At 66.0% G+C, this 20,093-nt stretch carries 19 protein-coding genes; 9 read left to right on the top strand and 10 right to left on the bottom strand.

Translation table 11 applies throughout. The annotated features are described in order from the left end of the window. Positions 1-47: 47 nt before the first annotated feature. Complete coding sequence (locus OK015_RS27330) at positions 48-572, top strand: gamma carbonic anhydrase family protein (protein ID WP_268127928.1); 525 nt, start codon at positions 48-50, stop codon at positions 570-572. A gap of 10 nt (positions 573-582) precedes the next feature. On the opposite strand, the gene OK015_RS27325 is transcribed toward OK015_RS27330, so the two are convergent. The 5 genes from OK015_RS27325 to OK015_RS27305 all read right to left on the bottom strand — a co-directional run bounded on the left by OK015_RS27325 (position 583) and on the right by OK015_RS27305 (position 5,628). After that, a complete protein-coding gene (locus OK015_RS27325) occupies positions 583-1,563 on the bottom strand; it encodes an NHL repeat-containing protein (protein WP_268127926.1) in 981 nt (326 codons plus the stop codon). A gap of 371 nt (positions 1,564-1,934) precedes the next feature. Then, entirely contained in the window at positions 1,935-2,360 is a 426-nt protein-coding gene (locus OK015_RS27320) for a nuclear transport factor 2 family protein (RefSeq protein ID WP_268127925.1), read from the bottom strand. Beyond that, positions 2,357-3,550, bottom strand: coding sequence for a thiolase domain-containing protein (locus OK015_RS27315; RefSeq protein ID WP_268127923.1), 1,194 nt, complete (start codon positions 3,548-3,550; stop codon positions 2,357-2,359). The genes OK015_RS27320 and OK015_RS27315 overlap by 4 nt, the downstream gene beginning before the upstream one ends. Beyond that, on the bottom strand, positions 3,550-4,614 hold the full coding sequence (locus tag OK015_RS27310) for a thiolase domain-containing protein (RefSeq protein ID WP_268127922.1): 1,065 nt from the start codon (positions 4,612-4,614) through the stop codon (positions 3,550-3,552). The genes OK015_RS27315 and OK015_RS27310 overlap by 1 nt, the downstream gene beginning before the upstream one ends. A 15-nt stretch (positions 4,615-4,629) precedes the next feature. Then, positions 4,630-5,628 carry a Zn-ribbon domain-containing OB-fold protein gene (locus OK015_RS27305; RefSeq protein ID WP_268127921.1) on the bottom strand — a complete coding sequence of 333 codons (999 nt, stop codon included), beginning with the start codon at positions 5,626-5,628 and terminating at the stop codon, positions 4,630-4,632. A 70-nt stretch (positions 5,629-5,698) separates the two neighbouring features. Between OK015_RS27305 and OK015_RS27300 the strand changes: the two genes are divergently transcribed. From OK015_RS27300 to OK015_RS27290, 3 genes are read left to right on the top strand one after another with little or no spacing between them, the layout of a single operon-like run. Beyond that, the gene (locus OK015_RS27300; protein WP_268127919.1) at positions 5,699-6,730 is read left to right on the top strand and encodes an LLM class F420-dependent oxidoreductase; all 1,032 of its coding nucleotides are present in this window, start codon (positions 5,699-5,701) and stop codon (positions 6,728-6,730) included. A 44-nt stretch (positions 6,731-6,774) separates the two neighbouring features. Further along, complete coding sequence (locus OK015_RS27295; RefSeq protein WP_268127917.1) at positions 6,775-7,491, top strand: acetoacetate decarboxylase family protein; 717 nt, start codon at positions 6,775-6,777, stop codon at positions 7,489-7,491. After that, a complete protein-coding gene (locus OK015_RS27290; RefSeq protein WP_442791172.1) occupies positions 7,488-8,693 on the top strand; it encodes a cytochrome P450 in 1,206 nt (401 codons plus the stop codon). The genes OK015_RS27295 and OK015_RS27290 overlap by 4 nt, the downstream gene beginning before the upstream one ends. A gap of 87 nt (positions 8,694-8,780) precedes the next feature. Here the strand turns inward: OK015_RS27290 and OK015_RS27285 are convergent, their stop codons facing one another. Both OK015_RS27285 and OK015_RS27280 read right to left on the bottom strand, forming a co-directional pair. After that, on the bottom strand, positions 8,781-9,620 hold the full coding sequence (locus tag OK015_RS27285) for a type IV toxin-antitoxin system AbiEi family antitoxin (RefSeq protein ID WP_268127916.1): 840 nt from the start codon (positions 9,618-9,620) through the stop codon (positions 8,781-8,783). A gap of 159 nt (positions 9,621-9,779) precedes the next feature. Continuing rightward, on the bottom strand, positions 9,780-10,571 hold the full coding sequence (locus OK015_RS27280) for a crotonase/enoyl-CoA hydratase family protein (RefSeq protein WP_268127914.1): 792 nt from the start codon (positions 10,569-10,571) through the stop codon (positions 9,780-9,782). A 97-nt stretch (positions 10,572-10,668) separates the two neighbouring features. Here OK015_RS27280 and OK015_RS27275 point away from each other — a divergent pair, with 97 nt between their 5' ends. Genes OK015_RS27275 through OK015_RS27265 form a run of 3 tightly spaced genes read left to right on the top strand, consistent with a single transcriptional unit; the run spans position 10,669 to position 13,951 of the window. Further along, positions 10,669-12,321 (top strand): acyl-CoA synthetase, encoded by a 1,653-nt coding sequence (locus OK015_RS27275; RefSeq protein WP_268127912.1) that lies wholly within the window; start codon positions 10,669-10,671, stop codon positions 12,319-12,321. Beyond that, entirely contained in the window at positions 12,318-13,085 is a 768-nt protein-coding gene (locus OK015_RS27270; RefSeq protein ID WP_268127910.1) for a fructosamine kinase family protein, read from the top strand. Before OK015_RS27275 ends, OK015_RS27270 begins: the two co-directional genes overlap by 4 nt. Before the next feature lie 26 nt (positions 13,086-13,111). Beyond that, positions 13,112-13,951 carry an amidohydrolase family protein gene (locus tag OK015_RS27265; RefSeq protein WP_268127909.1) on the top strand — a complete coding sequence of 280 codons (840 nt, stop codon included), beginning with the start codon at positions 13,112-13,114 and terminating at the stop codon, positions 13,949-13,951. Between the two features lie 14 nt (positions 13,952-13,965). On the opposite strand, the gene OK015_RS27260 is transcribed toward OK015_RS27265, so the two are convergent. Beyond that, positions 13,966-14,631, bottom strand: a complete 666-nt coding sequence (locus tag OK015_RS27260; protein ID WP_268127908.1) for a TetR/AcrR family transcriptional regulator — start codon at positions 14,629-14,631, stop codon at positions 13,966-13,968. 131 nt (positions 14,632-14,762) lie between these two features. On the opposite strand from OK015_RS27260, the gene OK015_RS27255 reads away from it, so the two are divergent. Further along, positions 14,763-16,118 (top strand): amidase, encoded by a 1,356-nt coding sequence (locus OK015_RS27255; protein WP_268127906.1) that lies wholly within the window; start codon positions 14,763-14,765, stop codon positions 16,116-16,118. 146 nt (positions 16,119-16,264) lie between these two features. Further along, positions 16,265-17,815 carry an acetolactate synthase large subunit gene (locus OK015_RS27250; protein ID WP_268127904.1) on the top strand — a complete coding sequence of 517 codons (1,551 nt, stop codon included), beginning with the start codon at positions 16,265-16,267 and terminating at the stop codon, positions 17,813-17,815. A 49-nt stretch (positions 17,816-17,864) separates the two neighbouring features. On the opposite strand, the gene OK015_RS27245 is transcribed toward OK015_RS27250, so the two are convergent. Beyond that, positions 17,865-18,578, bottom strand: a complete 714-nt coding sequence (locus OK015_RS27245) for a hypothetical protein (RefSeq protein WP_268127902.1) — start codon at positions 18,576-18,578, stop codon at positions 17,865-17,867. A 4-nt stretch (positions 18,579-18,582) separates the two neighbouring features. Then, positions 18,583-20,091 (bottom strand): long-chain-fatty-acid--CoA ligase FadD17, encoded by a 1,509-nt coding sequence (gene fadD17 / locus OK015_RS27240; RefSeq protein WP_268127900.1) that lies wholly within the window; start codon positions 20,089-20,091, stop codon positions 18,583-18,585. Positions 20,092-20,093: the final 2 nt, after the last annotated feature.

The following is a 20,093-nucleotide window of genomic DNA, read 5'->3' as shown; positions in this document are numbered from 1 at the left end:
TAGCTGGGTCTTCCATGGGGCCTTCATGCCTGGGGTATATCTAGACGATGCCACTGTTTGCTTTCGAGGGTCGGGCGCCACGGATCGATCCGACAGCTTTCGTGGCGCCGACCGCGACCCTGATCGGCGACGTCACGGTCGAGGCCGGGGCGTCGGTTTGGTTCAACGCCGTCCTACGCGGCGACTACGGGCCGATCGTCGTGCGGGAAGGCGCCAATGTTCAGGATGGATCGGTGCTGCACGCGCCACCGGGCATCCCCGTCGATATCGGACCGGGCGCGACGGTGGCCCACATGTGTGTCATCCACGGGGTTCACGTCGGTTCTGAGGCACTGATCGCCAACCACGCCACCGTTCTGGACGGCGCCGTGATCGGTGCGCGCAGCCTGGTTGCCGCGCATTCTTTGGTGACAGCGGGCAGTCAGATTCCGGCCGGGGTGCTCGTCGTCGGAGCCCCGGCGCAGATCAAGGGCCCGATCGCCGGAACCGGCGCCGAGATGTGGATCAACCTGAACCCGCAGGCCTATCGCGATCTGGCGCAGCGCCACCTCGCCGGGCTGGAGCCGCTCTAGACCGACCGGGTCAATGTGCGAGCTCTGTCGGCTGGTATCCCGCCGCCAGCTTCAGCACCCGGTCGTGGAAGTCGACCACGAACACGTCGTCCTGAGGTCCCACCGCTATCCCATAGGGCGCGAAGAGATCGCCGAAAGGCAGCAAGGACACGGTGTTCGAGCCCGCCGTCAGCCTGAGCACCCGATTGTTGTTCAAGTCGGTGACGTAGACGCTGTTGCTCCGATCGACCGCCACGCTGTTCGGAAAGTTCAGGCCGGTGAACGGGAGGATGACCGGGGTGGTCGTGCCCGCGGCCAGCTGCTGGACCCGATTGTTGCCGGCGTCGGCGACGTAGATGCCGTCGCTGCTGTCCACCGCCAGATCGTACGGCTGGTTGAGCTCGGTGAACGGCACCGGAACCTGAACGGTGGTGCCGACCGGCAGTTCGAGTACCTGGTTGTTTTTGAAGTCGGCGACGTAGACATCGCCGACGCTGTCTGCGGTCACGCCATGGGGCTCTGTCAGGCCCGTGAACGGGAGCTCGATTTGGGTCTTGGCGCCGGCGGCAAGTTCGAGCACCCGCCTGTTTTTCTGGTCGACGACATAGAGATTGCCCTTGGTGTCCGTGGCCAGACCCGCCGGACGGTTCAGGCCGGTGAAGGGTAACTCGATCGGGGTAGTGGAACCGGCTTGCAGCTCGAGCACGCGGTTGCCGCCCGAGTCGGCGACGTAGACATTGCCGGCTCGGTCCACTTCCACGCCTTCGGGATCCGCGAGGGTGAACGGCAGCACGACAGGGCCGGCAGCGGGTGACGGAGAGCTTGACGTCACGGTCTGCGTGGACGCCGCCTTGCCGGACGATGTCCGCCCGAACGCGAAGTATCCGGCCAGGCCGAGGATCGTGATGATGACGACGGCCGCGGCACCCGCAATCGCCAGAGTGGGCCGGGATCGCGGCGGCTGTGGCGGATTGGCCTTTGCCGGCGTTTCGAATTCCCAATCGTCGTCCATGGGCCGCCTCTCTCAATCACCACGGTGATCGCGACACCAGGACACTACCGCGCAGGACCGGCCGTATCGCAAGTTCAGCGAAATGCTCGCCCAGTCGAAATCTCGGTCAATTCCCAAGGGCTGTCGATTGGTATCCCGCAGGCAGTTTGAGCACCCGGTTGTGGAAGTCGATGACGTAGAGACGTCACCTCGACCGCCCACGGCCACCTCGAACGGGGCGACCAGATTTGGCCTTTGCGGGCGCTTCGATATCCCAGTCGTCATCCATGGGCAGCCTCCCTCAACCCCCGCGGTGACCGCGACCCTATCGCGCGCAGTTGCGCCCGCACAGGAAGCTCCAGGTGAATTCCGGGAAGCAGGTTTGCGGACGATCAAACTTTGCGGGTATTGGCGGCTGCGCGGTCCATCTCCCAATACGCGCGCAGGGCAACCAGTTCGCCGTCGTCGTTGGCCTTGTAGGTGAACACGCCTTCGGCTGTCGTCTGGTAGTCGCCCGTGGTGATGAGGATGTGGCCGACGTTGGCTTCCTCGTTGCCGCACTGGTAGGTATCGCGGAAGAAGAACTCGATCTTGGTCGTCGGGGCGATGGCCTGGTCCCAGAACGCCGAGATCGCGTCACGGCCCCGGTGTCCTTTGCCCTCGGGGTCGAAGGCCGACGGTCCAATGGGGTCCTCGACGATGGCGTCCTCGGTGAACACCGCCAGCCAGGCCTCTTTGTCCCTGGCCAGGACCGCTTCGCGCGAGCGACGGCCGGCCTCGTGGGCCGGATGCGTGGTCTTCTCCGCGGCGTGGCTCACGCGGTCACTTTTTCGGGCTTGTCGGCACTGACCACCCACATCGAGTAGTACTGCGAACCGCCACCGTAGGCGTGTCCCAAAGCTTTTCGGGCGTTGGGAACCTGATGGTCGCCGCCCTTGCCCATCACCTGGATGGCCGACTCGGCAAAGCGAATCAGGCCCGACGCGCCGATCGGGTTCGACGAGAGCACGCCGCCGGACGGGTTCACCGGAAGCTTTCCGCCTATCGCAGTCTCGCCGGATTCGGTGAGCTTCCAGCCCTCACCCTCGGGCGCAAACCCCAAGCTCTCCAACCACATTGGCTCGAACCAGGAAAACGGCACGTAGATCTCCGCGACGTCGATCTCGTCGATCGGGCTGGTGATGCCGGCGCCTTTCCACAACGCGGCGGCCGCGTCGCGGCTTGCCTGCGGGCTGACCTGGTCGCGGCCCGAGAACTGCAGAGGCTCGGTGCGCAGCGCGGTGGCATGGATCCAGGCCACCGGTTGTCCTTGCGCCACACGGGCTTCGGCGATCTCTTCATTGCCGATGACGACCGCGGCCGCACCGTCGGAGGACGGGCAGGTCTCGTCGTAGCGGATCGGGTCCCACAGCATCGGGGACTCCATCACCTTTTCGACGGTGATGTCGGGCTGGTGTAGATGCGCCAGCGGGTTGCGCGCCCCGTTGAGCCGGTCCTTGACCGCAACGATGGCACCGATGTTGAGCGGTGCGCCGGAGCGGCGGATGTATGACCGAACGTGCGGGGCAAAATACCCGCCCGCGCCCGCGCCCACCGGCTTGATGAACGGGATCGGAATCGACAACGCCCACATGGCATTCGACTCTGACTGCTTCTCCCAGGCCATCGCCAGCACGCGCCGATACTTTCCCGACTGCACCAGGCTGGCGGCCACCACGGCGGTGGATCCGCCGACCGAACCCGCGGTGTGGACCCGGATGAGCGGCTTGCCGGTGGCGCCCATGGCGTCGGCCATGAACAGCTCCGGCATCATGACGCCCTCGAAGAAGTCCGGCGCCTTGCCGACTACGACCGCGTCGATGTCGTCGAACGTCGAGCCGGAGTCCTCCAGCGCCCGGTCGATCGCCTCGCGTACCAGGCCGTTCATCGAAACGTCCTTGCGCTTGGCTACATACTTGGTCTGTCCGGTGCCCAGTACCGCGGCGAGGTGCGCGCCTGCGCCGGCCATCAGTTCTTTCCTTCCATGACCGCGACGAGATTCTGTTGCAGTGCAGGTCCGCTGGTGGCGTGGGCCAGCACCCGCTGCGCAGAGCCGTCCCAGATGTGTTGTGCGGCAAATCCGATGCGCTCCAGGCCGGCAACGAACATGGGGTTGGCCGACAGCGCGCCGCCGGACGGATTGACTTTCGTCTTCCCCGGGATCCGGATGGCTTCGGCCAGGATCAGGTGCTGGTGGGTGAAGGGCGCGTGGATTTCGGCGACGTCGAGGTTGGCGGTGGTGCCGCCGGTGGCCGCCTTGGTCGCTGCTTTCGTCGACGGTGATTCGGTGAGGTCGCGGGCGCCGAGCACCGGGGTTTCGATGCGGTGCTCGATTCCGGTTATCCAGGCCGGGTTTTCGCGCAATTCGCGGGCTCGGTCGTCGGCGGCGAGCACGATGGCGGCCGCGCCGTCGGTGATCGGTGCGATGTCGTGCCGTCGCAGTGGGTCGGCGAAGAAGGGCCGCTCGAGCAGTTCCTCGACCTGGACTGGTGGTTCCACCTGGTCGGTCCGGCGGGCGTTGGCGAACGAGTCGAACGCCACCCGGGCCATTTGTATTTCGGTCCACTTGCCGGAATCGAGCCCGATGCGGGCCTGTAATCCGGCCAGCGACACCGAGTCCGGCCACAGCGGCGCGACCGTGTAGGGATCGGTCTGCCGAGACAGGATCTGGCGCAGGACGCCGGCCGAGGACTTTCCGAAGCCGTACACCAGCGCGGTGTCGACCTCGCCGGTCAGGATCTTGATGTAGGCCTCGTAAAGGGCCCAGGCCGCGTCCATCTCGACGTGCGACTCGTTGATCGGCGGAACCGCGCCGATCGAGTCGATAGCCGAGATAAACGAAAAGGCCCGTCCAGCAAGATAATCGGAGGATCCCGAACACCAGAATCCGATGTCAGTCCTGGCGATGCCCAGTTCCTCGTAGAGCTGGGCGAAGCACGGTATCAACATCTCGACACCGTTGGTGGTGCCGTCGGTGCGGCGGACATGCGGGGCGTGGGCAAAGCCGACGACCGCAACATTGCGTTCGCTCATGTGCAGTTGGGCCCCTTACAGGTGGTGCTTGTAGGTGTTGTACTCGGCGTCCGGCTCGCCGGTGGGCCGGAAGTACTCGATGTTGTCGATGCCAAATCCCCACTCCTCGCGGGGCTTCCACACCGCTTCCACCCGCATGCCCATCCGCACCTCGTGCGCGTCGATGTCGGCGACCAAGTGCAGGAAGGGAATGTCGGCCCCGTCGAGCAGCACGTAGGCCGCCACATAAGGCGGCTTGATGCGCTGACCCTGGAACGGGATGTTGATGATCGCGAACGTGGTTACCGTACCTTTGTCCGGCAGCTCGACGAATTCAGTGGTCGGGCGGCCGGTAGCCGGATCCGCGCCGTGCGGCGGGAAGTACACCTTTCCATTCTCCCCGGTGCGTGCCCCCAGCAGCTTGCCCTCGGCGATGGCGCGCAAGTACGCGCTCTCCTCGTGCGAGGCGGTGTGCTGAATCGTCAGCGAGACGGGCGTGACGATCATCGTGACCGGGTCCCGTCCGTCGGCGGCTCCCTCGGGTTCGGCCGGCTCTTCTTGGTCACCCAGCTTGAAGTACGCGATATCGGTGATGGCGCCCAAGGTTTCGTCGGCCCAGTGCACGTGCACCCGGGTGCCGGTCTTGATCTTGCCCGGTTCGCCGGCGTCGACGGCATGGATCATCGGGGTGTCGGCGCCGTCCAGCGTGATCAGCGCCCAGGCGAACGGACGGTCCAGCGGCTGGTCCTCTAGTGGCTCGGGTTGCCAGGTCCAGGATGCCACGGTGCCGACGGACGACACCGGTACCATTTCGCCCAGTGGTTCGTAGGTGACCGGGTCGTACTCCGCCGGTGGCACATGCACCCGGCCATCCGATCCGCGCACCCCGAGAACGCGGCGCTCACGCAGTGCGGTGAAGAACTTGCCTAGCGTGGGACCGACTGAACGGGTGTAGTCGAAGGAGAGGGTTAACGGCGCGGAGAGAGGCGGCTCGGAGTGATCGATAGTGGTCGGGCCGCTCGAAGTGGCTGTCACGCCATCGAGTAGAACAGGTTCTAAGAACCGTTTCAATATCGGGTCCGGTTCGGCAGGGAAAGGCAGAGAGATGAAGCTGGGTTTGCAGCTGGGTTATTGGGGCGCTCACCCGCCGGACAACGCCGGCGAACTCGTTGCCGAGGCCGAGGCCGCCGGGTTCGACGCCGTGTTCACCGCCGAGGCGTGGGGTTCCGACGCCTACACGCCGCTGGCCTGGTGGGGTTCGTCGACGCAGCGGGTGCGGCTGGGCACGTCGGTCGTTCAGCTTTCGGCGCGGACCCCGACGGCGTGCGCGATGGCCGCACTCACTATCGACCACCTCAGCGGTGGCCGGCACATCCTGGGGCTCGGGGTGTCCGGGCCGCAGGTGGTGGAGGGCTGGTACGGCCAGTCGTTTCCCAAGCCGCTGGCGCGTACCCGCGAATACATCGACATCATCCGGCAGGTGTGGGCCCGCGAAGCGCCGGTGACCAGCGACGGCCCCCACTACCCGCTGCCGCGGACCGGCGAGGGCACCACGGGCCTGGGCAAGCCGCTCAAGCCCATCACCCACCCGCTGCGCGCCGACATCCCGATCATGCTGGGCGCCGAGGGGCCGAAGAACGTTGCGCTGGCCGCGGAGATCTGCGACGGTTGGCTGCCTATCTTCTACACGCCGCGGATGGCCGACATGTACAACGGATGGCTCGACGAGGGCTTTGCCCGGCCCGGCGCCCGGCGCACCCGCGAGGACTTCGAGATCTGCGCGACCGCGCAGATCGTCGTCACCGAGGACCGAGCCTCCGCGCACGCCGCGATCAAGCCCCACCTGGCGCTGTACATGGGCGGCATGGGTGCCGAAGACACCAACTTCCACGCCGACGTCTATCGCCGGATGGGTTACGAGCAGGTGGTCGAGGACGTGACCAAGCTGTTCCGCAGCAACCAGAAGGACAAGGCCGCCGAGATCATCCCGGACGAACTCGTCGACGACGCGATGATCGTCGGCGACATCGACTACGTCCGTAAGCAGATCAAGGCGTGGGAAGCCGCCGGTGTCACGATGATGGTGGTGTCCGGTCGTACTCCGCAGCAGGTCCGGGACCTCGCCGCGCTGATCTAGGGCGGGGCTTGCCCCGTCAATAGAACGGGTTCTAGATTGACCGGATGACAGCCTCGCAGCACACGATCGCCGGCACGGTGATCACGATGCCGGTGCAAATCCATCAGGCAAAGCAGCACATGGCGATGTTCTCGGTGGACGCCGACGCGGCGCAGCATCTGATCGACTACAGCGGCCTGCAGGTCTGCCGCTACCTGCCCGGGCGGGCGGTCGTGGTGCTGATGTTGATGCACTACATCGACGGAGACCTGGGCCAGTACTACGAGTTCGGCACGAGCGTGATGGTCAACCCGCCCGGGTCGGCCGCGAGCGGGCCACGGGCCTTGGGGTCGGCCGGCGCCTTCATCCACCACCTGCCCGTCGATCAGGAGTTCACGCTCGAGGCTGGAACGAAGATCTGGGGTTACCCGAAAGTCATGGCGGACTTCGCCATTCGAGAGGGCCGTCAGTTCGGGTTCGACTGCGTGATAGATGGGCAACTCGTGATCGGCATGGATTTCCGTCCCGGGCTGCCGATTCGGCTGACCCCGCGCCAGCAGGCGCAGCGCAGCTACTCGCACCGCGACGGGATCACCCGCGAGACGGCCTTCGAGCACACGCTGGACGGTGTGCGGACCCGGCTCGGTGGGGTGCGCGTCCGGTTGGGCGATCATCCTTACGCGAAAGAGTTAGCGTCGCTTGGTCTTCCGAAGCGCGCGATGTTGTCCAGCTCTGCTGACCAGGTACGAATGACATTCGGCGATGCCCAGGAGATCTCATGACGGTGACTTCAGCGACCAAACCCGATGTCGACCTGACCGACGGGACCTTCTACGCCGGTGACTCCCGGTCGATTTACAAGTGGATGCGCGAGCACGAACCCGTCTTCCGCGACCGCAACGGGCTGGCCGCGGCGTCGACGTATCAATCCGTCATCGAGGCCGAGCGTAATCCCGAGGTGTTCTCCAACGCCGGTGGCATCCGGCCCGACCAGCCGGGCGTCGAGATGATGATCGAGATGGACGATCCGCAACATCTGTTGCGCCGCAAGCTCGTCAACTACGGGTTCACCCGCAAGCGGGTGAAGAATCTCGAGGCCTCGATCACCTCGTTGTGCGACACGCTGATCGACGCGGTATGCGAGCGCGGCGAGTGTGACTTCGTCTGGGACCTCGCCGCGCCCCTGCCGATGGCGGTCATCGGCGACATGCTCGGGGTCCGTCCCGAGGAACGCGAAATGTTCCTCAAGTGGTCCGACGATCTGGTCAGTTCCTTGAGCAGCACTGCGGCCGAAGCGGATGTCCAGGTCACCATGGACGCCTTCGCCGCCTACAGCGGATACATGATGGGGATGATCGAGGCCCGCAAGGCCGAACCGACCGACGACCTGGTCAGTGTTCTCGTGCACGCGGAGGTCGAAGGATCGCGCCTGGAGGACCATCAGATCGTCACCGAGGTGCTGCTGCTATTGATCGGCGGCGACGAGACCACCCGCCACACGCTGTCGGGCGGGACCAGGCAGCTTCTATTGCACCCGGATCAGCACCGGCGTCTAGCAGCCGATCTGTCGTTGCTGCCCAACGCGATTGAAGAGATGCTGCGTTGGACCGCGCCCGTGAAGAACATGGCCCGCACGATCACCGCCGACACCGAGTTCCACGGCACGCAACTGCACAAGGACGAAAAGATCATCCTGCTGTTCGAGTCGGCGAACTTCGACGAGAAGGTCTTCGAGGAACCGGAGCGCTTCAACATCGAGCGTTACCCGAACAACCACCTCGCGTTCGGATTCGGCACGCACTTCTGTCTGGGCAACCAGCTGGCCCGCCTCGAGCTGTCGATCATGCAGAGTCGCCTGCTGGAGCGCCTGCCTGACATGCGGCTGGCGTCTCCCGATGCGCCGCTGCCGTTGCGGCCGGCGAACTTCGTTTCCGGCTTGGAGAAGATGCCGGTCGCGTTCACCCCGAGCGCGCCGCTCGGCTGAGGCCCTTAACCCGTTCGCGCCTCGTTTCGCCTCGTTTCGCCGAACGTGAACTCACTGCGAAAAATCAGGTGAAATCTCGCAGTGAGTTCACGTTCGGCGCGACCAAGCCGCTGCCACCCGGCGCAGAATGCCGCCCGGCACGTCCTCGGCAGTGACCCGCACGACGATCCAGCCGAGTTCGGTCAGCGCGTCGAAGCGCGCGATGTCCCGGTTGAATTGCCTTCGGTCGGTCCGATGATGGTCGCCTTCGTACTCGACAGCGACTTTGATGTTCTCCCAACCCATATCGAGCACGGCAACAAGTTCGCCATATACGCCGTATACCGTGATCTGGGTCTGAGGTCGCGCATAACCGGCGTTGACCAGCAATAGCCGCAGCCACGTTTCGCGGGGCGACTCCGCGCCGGCGTCGATCAGCTCCAAAGCCCGTCTGCTGCGTCTGATGTTGCGGTGCCCCTTGTAGCGGTTCGCGATGGCTTCGGCATCGGTGATGTTCAGTCGTGTGGCTCTTGCCAGCGCGTCGATGGCGGCGACCGCATTGCCGATCGGATTGCGGCAGGCAAGGTCGAAAGCTGTACGAGCCGGCGTCGTTGCCGGCACGCCGCCGATCAGGGTGATCTCGTCGTCTGCAACGTGATCCGACCAGGTGCGAATCCCTGCCGGAGGCCGGCGGTGCTGATAAAGCAGCTGGGCCGGTGCCCTGTCGTCGACCCACTTTGCGCCATACAACGCGGCGGCAGAATGCCCCGCGACGATGCCGCGTCGCCGAGACCACAACCACGCGGCGCGAGCACGTGCCGCGGCGCTGAGGTTCGTTCCGGATGGGACATAGACGTCGGGATGGACCGCCACGCATCGGCTTCGCAGCCGGTAAGCCGTCAGCGCGCCCGACTTGATGGCCTCACTGCCGAGGAAGGGTTCTCCCACCGATGCAGTGTGGCGCGGTGGTCTGACAACTACGCCGAGCGTGACATGACTGCGAAAAATCGGTCGAAATCTCGCAGTGAGTTCACGTTGGGCGCGAAGGGGGGACGCGTCCGCGGCCGCGCGGGCGGCCCGCCGCGGCGTTCCGCTCGCGGGCGAGCGTCAGCGATTTTGGAAGTTGGGCTTGCGCTTCTCGGCGAACGCCCGTGGGCCTTCCTTGGCGTCGTCGGACAGGAAGACCTTGATGCCGATCTGGGTGTCGATCTTGAAGGCGTCGTTCTCGTGCATGCCCTCGGTCTCGCGGATCGCCCGCAGAATCGCCTGCACAGCCAGCGGGCCGTTGTTCTCGATGAGCTCGGCGATCTCGAGCGCCTTGGTCAGCGCCTGCCCGTCGGGAACCAGGTGCCCGATCAGGCCGATCTCCTTGGCCTCGGCGGCGGTGATGTGCCGGCCGGTCAGCAGCAGGTCGCAGGCCACGGTGTAGGGGATCTGGCGCACCAGCCGGACGGCCGAGCCGCCCATCGGGTACAGGCTCCACTTCGCCTCGGAGATGCCGAACTTGGCGCTCTCGCCGGCGATGCGGATGTCGGTGCCCTGCAGGATCTCGGTGCCGCCGGCGATCGCGGGGCCTTCGACGGCCGCGATGAGGGGTTTGGTCAGCCGACGGCCCTTGAGCAGGGCATCGATGCGTGACGGGTCGTAGCTGCCATCTTTGAACGAATCGCCCGGCGGCTTCTTGGTTGCTGACTTGAGGTCCATGCCGGCGCAGAAGTAGCCACCGGCCCCGGTCAGGATGCAGCACCGGATGTCGTCGTCGTTGTCGACGCGGTCCCAGGCCTGCACCATGATTTCCATCATTTCCGTGCTCAGCGCGTTGCGGGCGTGCGGCCGGTTCAGGGTGACGATGAGCGTGTGACCGCGCTGCTCAACCAGCGCGTCCGGTCCGGATTCCACGTTTGCTGGCGCTTGGCCATTATCAGGAGCCACGGCTACCGCCCTTTCCTCGTCATCGAGCACGAACTTGTCAAGAAATGTAACACGTTCTAATTTGGTGGCCGTGGCCCTGAATATTGCCGATCTTGCCGAGCACGCCATCGACGCCGTGCCTGACCGTGTAGCCCTCATCTGCGGCGATCAACAGCTGACCTACGCGGAGCTGGAGGAGAAGGCCAACCGCCTGGCGCACTATCTGATCGAACAGGGCGTGCAGAAGGACGACAAGGTCGGACTTTACTGCCGCAACCGCATTGAAATCGTCATCGCGATGCTCGGCATCATTAAGGCCGGCGCCATCCTGGTGAACGTCAACTTCCGCTACGTCGAGGGTGAACTGCGCTACCTGTTCGACAATTCCGACATGGTGGCGCTGGTCCACGAGCGGCAATACTCGGACCGGGTTGCCAACGTCCTGCCGGACACTCCGAACGTCAAGACGATCCTGGTGGTCGAGGACGGCTCGGACGACGACTTCAAACGGTACGGCGGTGTCGAGTTCTATTCCGCGATCGCTGACAGCTCGCCCGAGCGTGACTTCGGCGAGCGCAGCGCCGACGACATCTACCTGCTCTACACCGGCGGCACCACCGGGTTCCCGAAGGGCGTGATGTGGCGGCACGAGGACATCTACCGCGTCCTGTTCGGTGGAACCGACTTCGCGACAGGCGAATTCATCTCCGACGAGTACGACCTGGCCAGGGCCGCCGCGGCCAACCCGCCGATGGTCCGCCATCCGATTCCGCCGATGATCCACGGCGCCACCCAGTCGGCCACCTGGATGTCGATCTTCTCGGGCCAAACTACGGTTCTCGCACCGGAATTCAACGCCGACGAAGTTTGGCGCACGATTCACGACCACAAGGTGAACCTGCTGTTCTTCACCGGTGACGCGATGGCGCGACCGTTGCTGGACGCGCTGCTGGCACACCAGGACAAGGGCAACGAGTACGACCTGTCGTCGCTGTTCCTGCTCGCCTCCACCGCGGCGCTGTTCTCGCCGAGCATCAAGGAGAAGTTGCTCGAGCTGCTGCCCAACCGGGTCATCACCGACTCGATCGGCTCTTCGGAGACCGGGTTCGGGGGCACCAGCATCGTCGCCAAGGACGCACCGCACAGCGGCGGCCCGCGCGTGACGATCGACCATCGGACCGTCGTGCTCGACGAGGACGGCAACGAGGTGAAACCGGGCTCCGGTGTGCGCGGCTTCATCGCCAAGAAGGGCAACATTCCCGTCGGCTATTACAAGGACGAGAAGAAGACCGCCGAGACGTTCAAGACCATCAACGGCGTCCGCTACGCCATCCCCGGTGACTTCGCGACGGTCGAGGAGGACGGCACCGTGACGATGTTGGGTCGCGGCTCGGTCTCGATCAACAGCGGCGGCGAGAAAATCTATCCCGAGGAGGTCGAGGCCGCACTGAAGGGGCACCCCGACGTGTTCGACGCCTTGGTGGTCGGTGTGCCGGATGCCCGCTACGGGCAACACGTCGCCGCCGTCGTGCAGGCGCGGCCCGGGACGCGGCCGGCACTGTCGGAGCTGGATGCCTTCGTGCGCTCCGAAATCGCGGGATACAAAGTCCCGCGCAGCCTTTGGCTGGTCGACGAGGTGAAGCGCTCGCCTGCCGGGAAACCGGACTACCGCTGGGCCAAGGAGCAGACCGAGGCGCGGCCCGCCGACGACGTGCACGCGGCTCACGCCACTGCGTGACCCATTTCGTCAAACGCAATCAGGCCGCACCTGGCGGCTTCTTCGCGTGGGAAGCCGCCGGTCTGAAATGGCTTTCGAGTGTCGACGGCGGCGTGCGGTGCGCGCAGGTCGTCTCGTTTGACGCCACGAGTCTGACCCTGCGCCGGCTCGACTCGGTGCGTCCGAGCCCGGACGCGGCCCGCGAGCTCGGGCGTCGCCTGGCGATTACGCACGACGCGGGAGCCCCGTCCTTCGGCGCCGGGCCCGACGGCTGGGACGGGCCGGGATACTTCGGACCGTTGTCGCAGCCGTTACCGATGTCGCTGCGCCGGCATCGGCGCTGGGGCGGCTTCTACGCCGAGGAGCGGTTGGCCCCAATGCTGGAGCTCGCGGCGGCGCAGCTCGACGCGCCGGCCCGAACCGCGATCGACGCCGTGATGGCGCGTTGCGACGCGGGCGATTTCGACGACGGCGACCGGCCGGCGCGGCTGCATGGCGATCTGTGGAGCGGCAACGTGATGTGGACGCCCGGCGGCGTGGTGCTGATCGACCCGGCCGCGCACGCCGGCCACCGCGAGACGGACCTGGCGATGCTCGCGCTGTTCGGCTGCCCGCACTACGACGCCATCGTTGCGGGCTACCAGCGGGTGCGACCGCTCCAACCCGGCTGGCGCGACCGCATCGGGCTGCACCAGCTCTTTCCGCTACTGGCGCATGTCGTGCTGTTCGGTGGCGGGTACGCCGCGCAGACCCATGCCGCCGCCCGCGCCGCGCTGGCCGTCTGACGGGCCGTGGCTAATGTTGAATTGCGATGACGATCGATGTGTGGATGCAGCACCCGACTGCCCGGTTCCTGCGCAGCGACATGCTGGCATCCCTGCGGCGCTGGACCGGCGGGTCCATACCCGATACTGACATCCCGATCGAGGTCACGATCGCGGCGATGGATGCGGCCGACGTCGGCTTCGGCCTGCTCAGCGCCTGGAGCGGACCCAACGGCCAGGACCTTGTTTCCAATGACGAGGTCGCCGAGTGGACCCGGTTGCACCCGAACCGGTTTGCCGGTCTGGCGACCGTCGACCTCGATCGCCCGATGCGGGCGGTCCGTGAGCTGCGGCGCCGGGTCGCCGAGGGATTCGTCGGCCTGCGGCTAGTGCCCTGGCTGTGGAACGCGCCGCCCACCGATCGTCGTTACTATCCGCTTTTCGCCGAATGCGTCGAGGCCGCCGTTCCGTTCTGCACTCAGGTCGGCCACACCGGCCCGCTGCGGCCCTCGGAGACCGGTCGCCCGATTCCCTACATCGATCAGGTGGCCCTGGATTTTCCCGAGCTGGTCATCGTGTGTGGACACGTCGGCTACCCATGGACCGAGGAGATGGTGGCCGTCGCGCGCAAACACGAGAACGTCTATATCGACACTTCCGCCTACACCGTCCGGCGGCTTCCGGAGGAACTGATTCGGTTCATGAAAACCGGTACCGGACAACGCAAAGTCTTGTTCGGCACCAACTACCCGATGATCACTCACGCGCACACGTTGGCCGGGCTCGACGAACTCGGTCTGGGCGACGAGGCTCGTCACGACTTTCTGCACGGCAACGCCGAACGCGTATTCAAACTGGAGGCAAACACACGGCGCTCCGGTCCGTAACCGCATCGCCGGCATCAGCTGCGGACGGATCGGCGTCTGCCGGGTTTTGTGCGTGCGGAGGGTCGGGCAGCCGCATCGCCGGCGAGCACCGAGTGAAGGATAGTGGCCAGATAGGTGCGTTCGAGTTCGCCCACGGGCAGCGTGTCCCGTTCCACCAGGCTCTGCGCCAGGCTGCCCTCGTGAATCGCAACCAATAGCCGGGCCAACATGTCGAGATCGACATCGTCCCGGCGTCCTGATCTCTCCAGTAGCAGCGCAAGGAGTTGGACGAGCTCCTTGCGGAGTCTTCGGTCATGGTCCGCGAGCGCTCGGGCAGCTACGGGATTGCGGATCGCATGCAGCGTGTACTCCATGGACAGCAAAAACCAGCCCGGTTCCTCTCCGTGGCCCTCCGACATCGCCGCAACCAGCGCCGCGATGGGGTCCTCGGAGCGAAGGGCTTCGCTGACGATGTTCTTGAGCCGCTCAACGACGTCCTGGCTGTGCTGATCGAACAGCGCGAGGAACAGTGCGTCCTTGCTGTCGAAGTTCGAGTAGAAAGCGCCCGTTGTCAGTCCCGCGCGCCCGCTGATCTCTCCGATCGTCGAGCCGTGAAAACCGCGCTCTGCGAACACATCTCGGGCCGCGCTTAGCAAGGCCGCCGTGGTCTTCGGCCGCCGCTTGGTCGGCCCTCGTGGCATCGGTAAAGGATATCATCGGTTATCGGATAGGCATACGTATCTTATTTGTGTACCGTTGCATAACGTATGCGATATTGATTCCTATCGGATAGACCTTTTGATCCGATTGAGTCTTCTTGGAGAGGAAGGCGATGCCCACCCCACCGTGTACTGCGGTCGATCTGGCGCGTCAGGTCCGGGCCGGTCAGCTCGATCCCGTCGACGTGACCGCGGCCGCCCTCGATCGTATTGCCGCTGATTCCCGCGCCGCCGCGGCGTTTCGCCACGTCAGGCGGGAGGAGGCGCTCAGCGAGGCAGCGCACCTCGCCCGTCGCCCCGATCGGGGGGCACTACCTCTTGCCGGAGTGCCGGTGGCGATCAAGGAAGTGACGGCCGTGCGAGGCGAATACCCCGCGTGGTCCATGACGGACGGTCGGCGATTCGATTCTGACAGCGACATCGTCGAGCGTCTCCGAGCGGCGGGGGCGGTGATCATCGGAACGACTCGAACGCCGCAATCGTGTTTGTGGCCGATGACTGACGACCAAGACGCAATCGTCGCGAACCCATGGGCATCCACCTACACCGCGGGCGGATCATCAGGTGGTAGCGCGACGGCTGTCGCCGCTGGCTTGGTTCCCCTCGCCCACGGCACCGACGCATTCGGGTCGGTGCGCTCACCGGCCGCCATATGCGGAATAGTCGGATTCACACCAGGTTTCGGAACTGTTCCGGCCGCGGACCGGGATCAATGGTCGGGCCTCTACACCCACGGCCCGCTGGCCACCACCGTTTCCGATGCGGCCCTCATGCTTTCGGTGCTAGCGGAGAAACCCGAACTCGCCACCGTCGACGCAGTCGGCACGCTGCGCATCGCCCTGTCCCTACGACCACCGGGATTCGCGCTGCCGATCCCGAAGGAATATCGCGCCGCCGCTGCGCACGCCGGGCATCTACTCCGAGAGTCTGGCCATCGCGTCGTGGCGCAGTCACCGCGCTACGGAAACATCGCTCCGGCGATGCTGGTCCGTTGGCTTGCCGGTCCCGGGCCCGGCGCCCCGGTTCCGGCCCGGCCCGAACCACGCACTCGGCGACACCAACAGGCCGCAGCCCTCGTACGGTCTGCGGGCCTGATCAGAGAGCGGCCGCAACGCAAGTGGACTGCGCGAGCGCGGGCATTCTTCGATCGTCACGACGTGTTGATAACTCCCATGCTCGCAACGCTTCCGCCCCTGTCGAGACGTTGGAGCGAAAGAGCATGGCTTCCCAATGTCGTGGCGGCGACTCGATTGACCCCTTTTCTGGCCCCCTGGGACTTCGCGGGCTTTCCAGCCATGTCGGTACCGGTTGGACGGATGCCGACCGAGCTACCGATCGGTGTGCAACTCGTGGCTCCGCCCGGCCGGGAGTCATTGCTGTTGGCGGTGGCGGCCCAGCTCGAAAGTCTCAATCCGTGGCCGCGCACCGCGCCTGATCCGTCGCCCCGCGGATCGCGGGCTTCGAACTGATCGCTCGTGGGCATGCATGCAGCGGCACCACCCGCAGGAAGCAGACGTAAAGTCCGTTTCGGCACCAACCAGCCGATAACAACCTCGATGCGCGTCTTGGCCAGGTTGGACGTTGGGCGCGGTTACTTTCGGACAGGAGGACAAAGGTGAACGGCGCTCAGGCTTTGATCAACACCCTGGTCGACGGCGGGGTCGACGTGTGCTTCGCCAATCCCGGAACCTCCGAGATGCACTTCGTCGCCGCCCTGGATACCGTTCCGAAAATGCGTGGTGTGCTGGCCCTTTTCGAAGGCGTCGCCACCGGCGCAGCCGACGGATACGCACGCATCGCCGACCGGCCGGCGGCGGTGCTGTTGCATCTGGGCCCTGGATTGGGCAACGGCCTGGCAAACCTGCACAACGCGCGGCGGGCCCACGTGCCGATGGTGGTTGTCGTCGGTGATCACGCCACCTATCACAAAAAGTACGATGCCCCACTGGAATCCGATATCGACGCGCTTGCGGGCAGCGTCTCGGGGTGGGTGCGCCGCACGGGTTCCGCCGCCGACGTCGCGTTCGACGCCGCCGAGGCAATCGCCGCGAGCCGCGCGGGCTCGCAGATCTCGACGCTGATCCTGCCCGCCGACGCGTCCTGGTCGGACGGCGCCCAGCCCGCCGCGTCGGCGCCCGCGGGGCCGGCAGGCGCCGACCCGCTGCTGGTGCCCGAGGTGGCCGAGGTGCTGCGTTCGGGAGAACCGACCGTGATCATGGTGGGCGGCGACGCCACCCGCGCCCCCGCGTTGGCCGCGGCGGCGCGCATCGCGCAGGCAACCGGCGCCCGCGTGATCTGCGAGACCTTCCCGGCGCGCCTGGAGCGCGGTGCCGGCGTCCCCGCCGTCGAGCGCTTGGCGTACTTCGCCGAGGCCGCCACGGCCCAACTGGACGGCGCCAAGCATCTGGTGTTGGCCGGCGCCAAATCGCCGGTGTCCTTCTTCGCCTACCCGAACATGCCCAGCGACCTGGTCCCGGCCGGCTGCGAGGTGCACGTGCTCGCCGAGTACGGCGGTGCGGCCGAGGCGTTGGTCGCATTGGCCGACGAGGTCGCGGCCGGCACGTCCGCCCCGGTGGCCGACGCGTCGCGCCCGCAGCTCCCGACCGGCGCCCTGACCTCCGCGTCTGCCGCCGACGTGATCGGCGCGCTGCTGCCCGAACGGGCGATCGTCGTCGACGAGTCGAACACCTCGGGCCTGCTGCTGGCGCAGGCCACGGCCGGGGCGCCGGCGCATGACTGGCTGACGCTGACCGGCGGGGCGATCGGCTATGGCATACCCACCGCGGTGGGTGCAGCGGTGGCCGCCCCGGACCGTCCGGTGCTCTGCCTGGAATCCGACGGGTCGGCGATGTACACGATTTCGGGGCTGTGGACCCAGGCGCGCGAGAACCTCAACGTCACCACCGTGTTGTACGACAACAGCGCCTACGACATCCTGCGCATCGAGCTGCAACGTGTCGGCGCCGGTTCGGCGCCAGGTCCCAAGGCACTGGACCTGCTTGATTTATCCCGTCCCACAATGGATTTCGTCAAGATCGCAGAAGGTATGGGGGTGCCGGCCCGGAGGGTGCGCACCGCCGAGGAATTCGCCGAGGCGCTGCGCGAGGCCTTGGCCGAACCCGGACCGCATTTGATCGACGCGGTGGTGCCGTCGATCACGGGTTAGACATCAGCGGGTTCGACGGTCGAGAAGTCGCCGCATCGGCGGTGTTCGGTCAATAACGGGCCAGCACGGGAAGCCGGCTGACGAGCCAGTCCATCACCGTGTTGACGACCTCGACTCCGGCCTCGAAGCCGCCGTCGTGGACTTCGGCCGCCAACGCCACACCCCATTGCCCCGAAGGCGTGGACAAGATCCCGAATTGGCGGACCAGGTACTCGCCGTTCACGCCGGGGCCCCAACCTCCTTTTGCCGCAGAGCCATTGGCGGCCAGACCCCAGCGGTGATCGGGAGTGAGGTCGCCCATCAGCTCGATCACATCCCCCGCATCGGGGATCAGCGGCAACTCCGCGGCGAACCGCGCTTGCCGCTGCAAGGTCCACTCCGTCTGGCCGAAGGCGGTGAAACCGCGGCGAAGCCGCCGTGATTCGACGACGGTGGCGGTGTCGCCGCCTTCGGCGACGACGCCCTGTACCTGCCGCGCCGCGTCCACCGGCTCACCCAGCAGTGACCACAATTGTTCGGATGCGCGGTTGTCGGATTCGGTGATGGCCTTGACGGCGAGCTCGCGGGCGTTGAGCCAATCCCTGCGCAAGGCCGCGATCGCCAGGGGCACTTTGATGGTCGACCACGCGACGCCGGACCACCACCTGCCCAGCGAATAAGTCCGGTCCGGACGGGCGATCGCGACACCAATGTTGGCCGGCACCACATCGGAAAGCTGCTCAAAGCTCGCTTCCAGCGCGAGCTCTAGGGGCCGGGACGTCATCGGATTATCGGGGCATCGGCCATACCCGATCATCGCAGTCGACGCCTTCGGCTGCCAACTGGCGCTTGAGCACCTTGAATGTCACCGTCCGCGGCAGCTCCGCGCTGATCCTGACGTACGACGGCCATTGTTTGGGACCCAGGTCGGGCTGCTCGGCCAGGAAGGCCCGGAATTTTTCGGCATCGAACTCACTACCCGGCGTCATCACCAACGCGGCCATCACTTGGTCGCCCACCACAGGATCGGGGATCGCATACACGGCTACCTCGGCCGCGTCGGGGTATCGCAGCAATACCCGCTCGATCGGGGCGGCGCCGAGGTTCTCGCCGTCGACCCGCATCCAATCACCCAGCCGCCCAGCAAAGTACGCGTAGCCGGCCTCGTCGCGGTAGGCGAGGTCGCCGCTGTGGTAGACCCCACCGGCCATTCGCTCGGCCTCGGCGGCCGCGTCGTTGTAATAACCCTCGAAACGGCCGGGGCCAGCGGTGTTCACCAGCTCGCCGACCACTCCCACTCCGCAGGGCCTACCGGTGTCGGGATCGACGATCTCCAGTCCTTCGGTCAGCGGCCCCAATGCGCCCGGCGGCGTATCGGGGGTGCGGGCGATCGCGACCCCGCCTTCGGTCGACCCGAACCCGTCCTGGACGGCGCAGCCGAATCTGCGGCCGAACCGTTCGATGTCGGCGGGAACCCCCTCGTTGCCATACACCGCGCGGAGCGGGTTGTCCGCGTCGTCGGCTTGTTCCGGCGTGGCCAGCACATAGGACAGCGGTTTGCCCACATAATTGGCGTAGGTGGCGCCGTACCGGCGCACATCCGGCAAGAAACCAGACGCAGAGAACCTACGCCGCAACGCCATTGAGCCCTGACATGCCGCCGCCACCGCCCAGCCGACCAGAACCGCGTTGGAGTGGAACAACGGCATCGACACGTAGCAGACATCGTCGCGGCCGAGGTCGAACCGCTGTGCCATCGTCGTTCCGGCGATCGCGACCTTGCCGTGGCTGCACTTCACCGCCTTCGGCTCGCCGCTGGTGCCCGATGTAAAGATCAGCATGAAGAGGTCTTCGGCCTTCGCGGACTGGAAACTCAACTCGGCATTGCGATGGTCGTCGACTTCGGCGGCCCACTGTGCGGAATCCACGTTCAGATGGTCGATATCATCCAGTGTGGCAGCAGATTTCGAGTCGGCCAGCACCAATTGGCAGTCGGCCCGGCTGATGTCGCGGGCCAGCGCCTCGCCGCGACGCACCGGGTTGAGTCCGACCGGCACAATCCCCGACATTCCCGCCGCGGCCAGCATCGCGGAGAAGAACGGCGTGTTTTCCAGCAGGACGCCGACGTGCGGCGGCCGGTTCGGATCGAGGCGCTCGCGCAGCGTCGCCGAAATCGCGGCAGCATGTCGCAGGTGATCGCGCCAGCTGGTGAATGACTCCTCGAAGTAGACGCCTCGGTCGTCGATGTCGGTCAGTGGCGCCAACAGTTTGGTGACCGTGGGGTCAGCGGGAATCACGA

The organism is Mycobacterium sp. Aquia_216, from assembly GCF_026723865.1.
In the GTDB taxonomy this organism is placed as follows: domain Bacteria; phylum Actinomycetota; class Actinomycetes; order Mycobacteriales; family Mycobacteriaceae; genus Mycobacterium.
The sequence above is the reverse complement of the archived record's forward strand: the minus strand, read 5'-3'. Positions and strand labels throughout refer to the sequence as shown.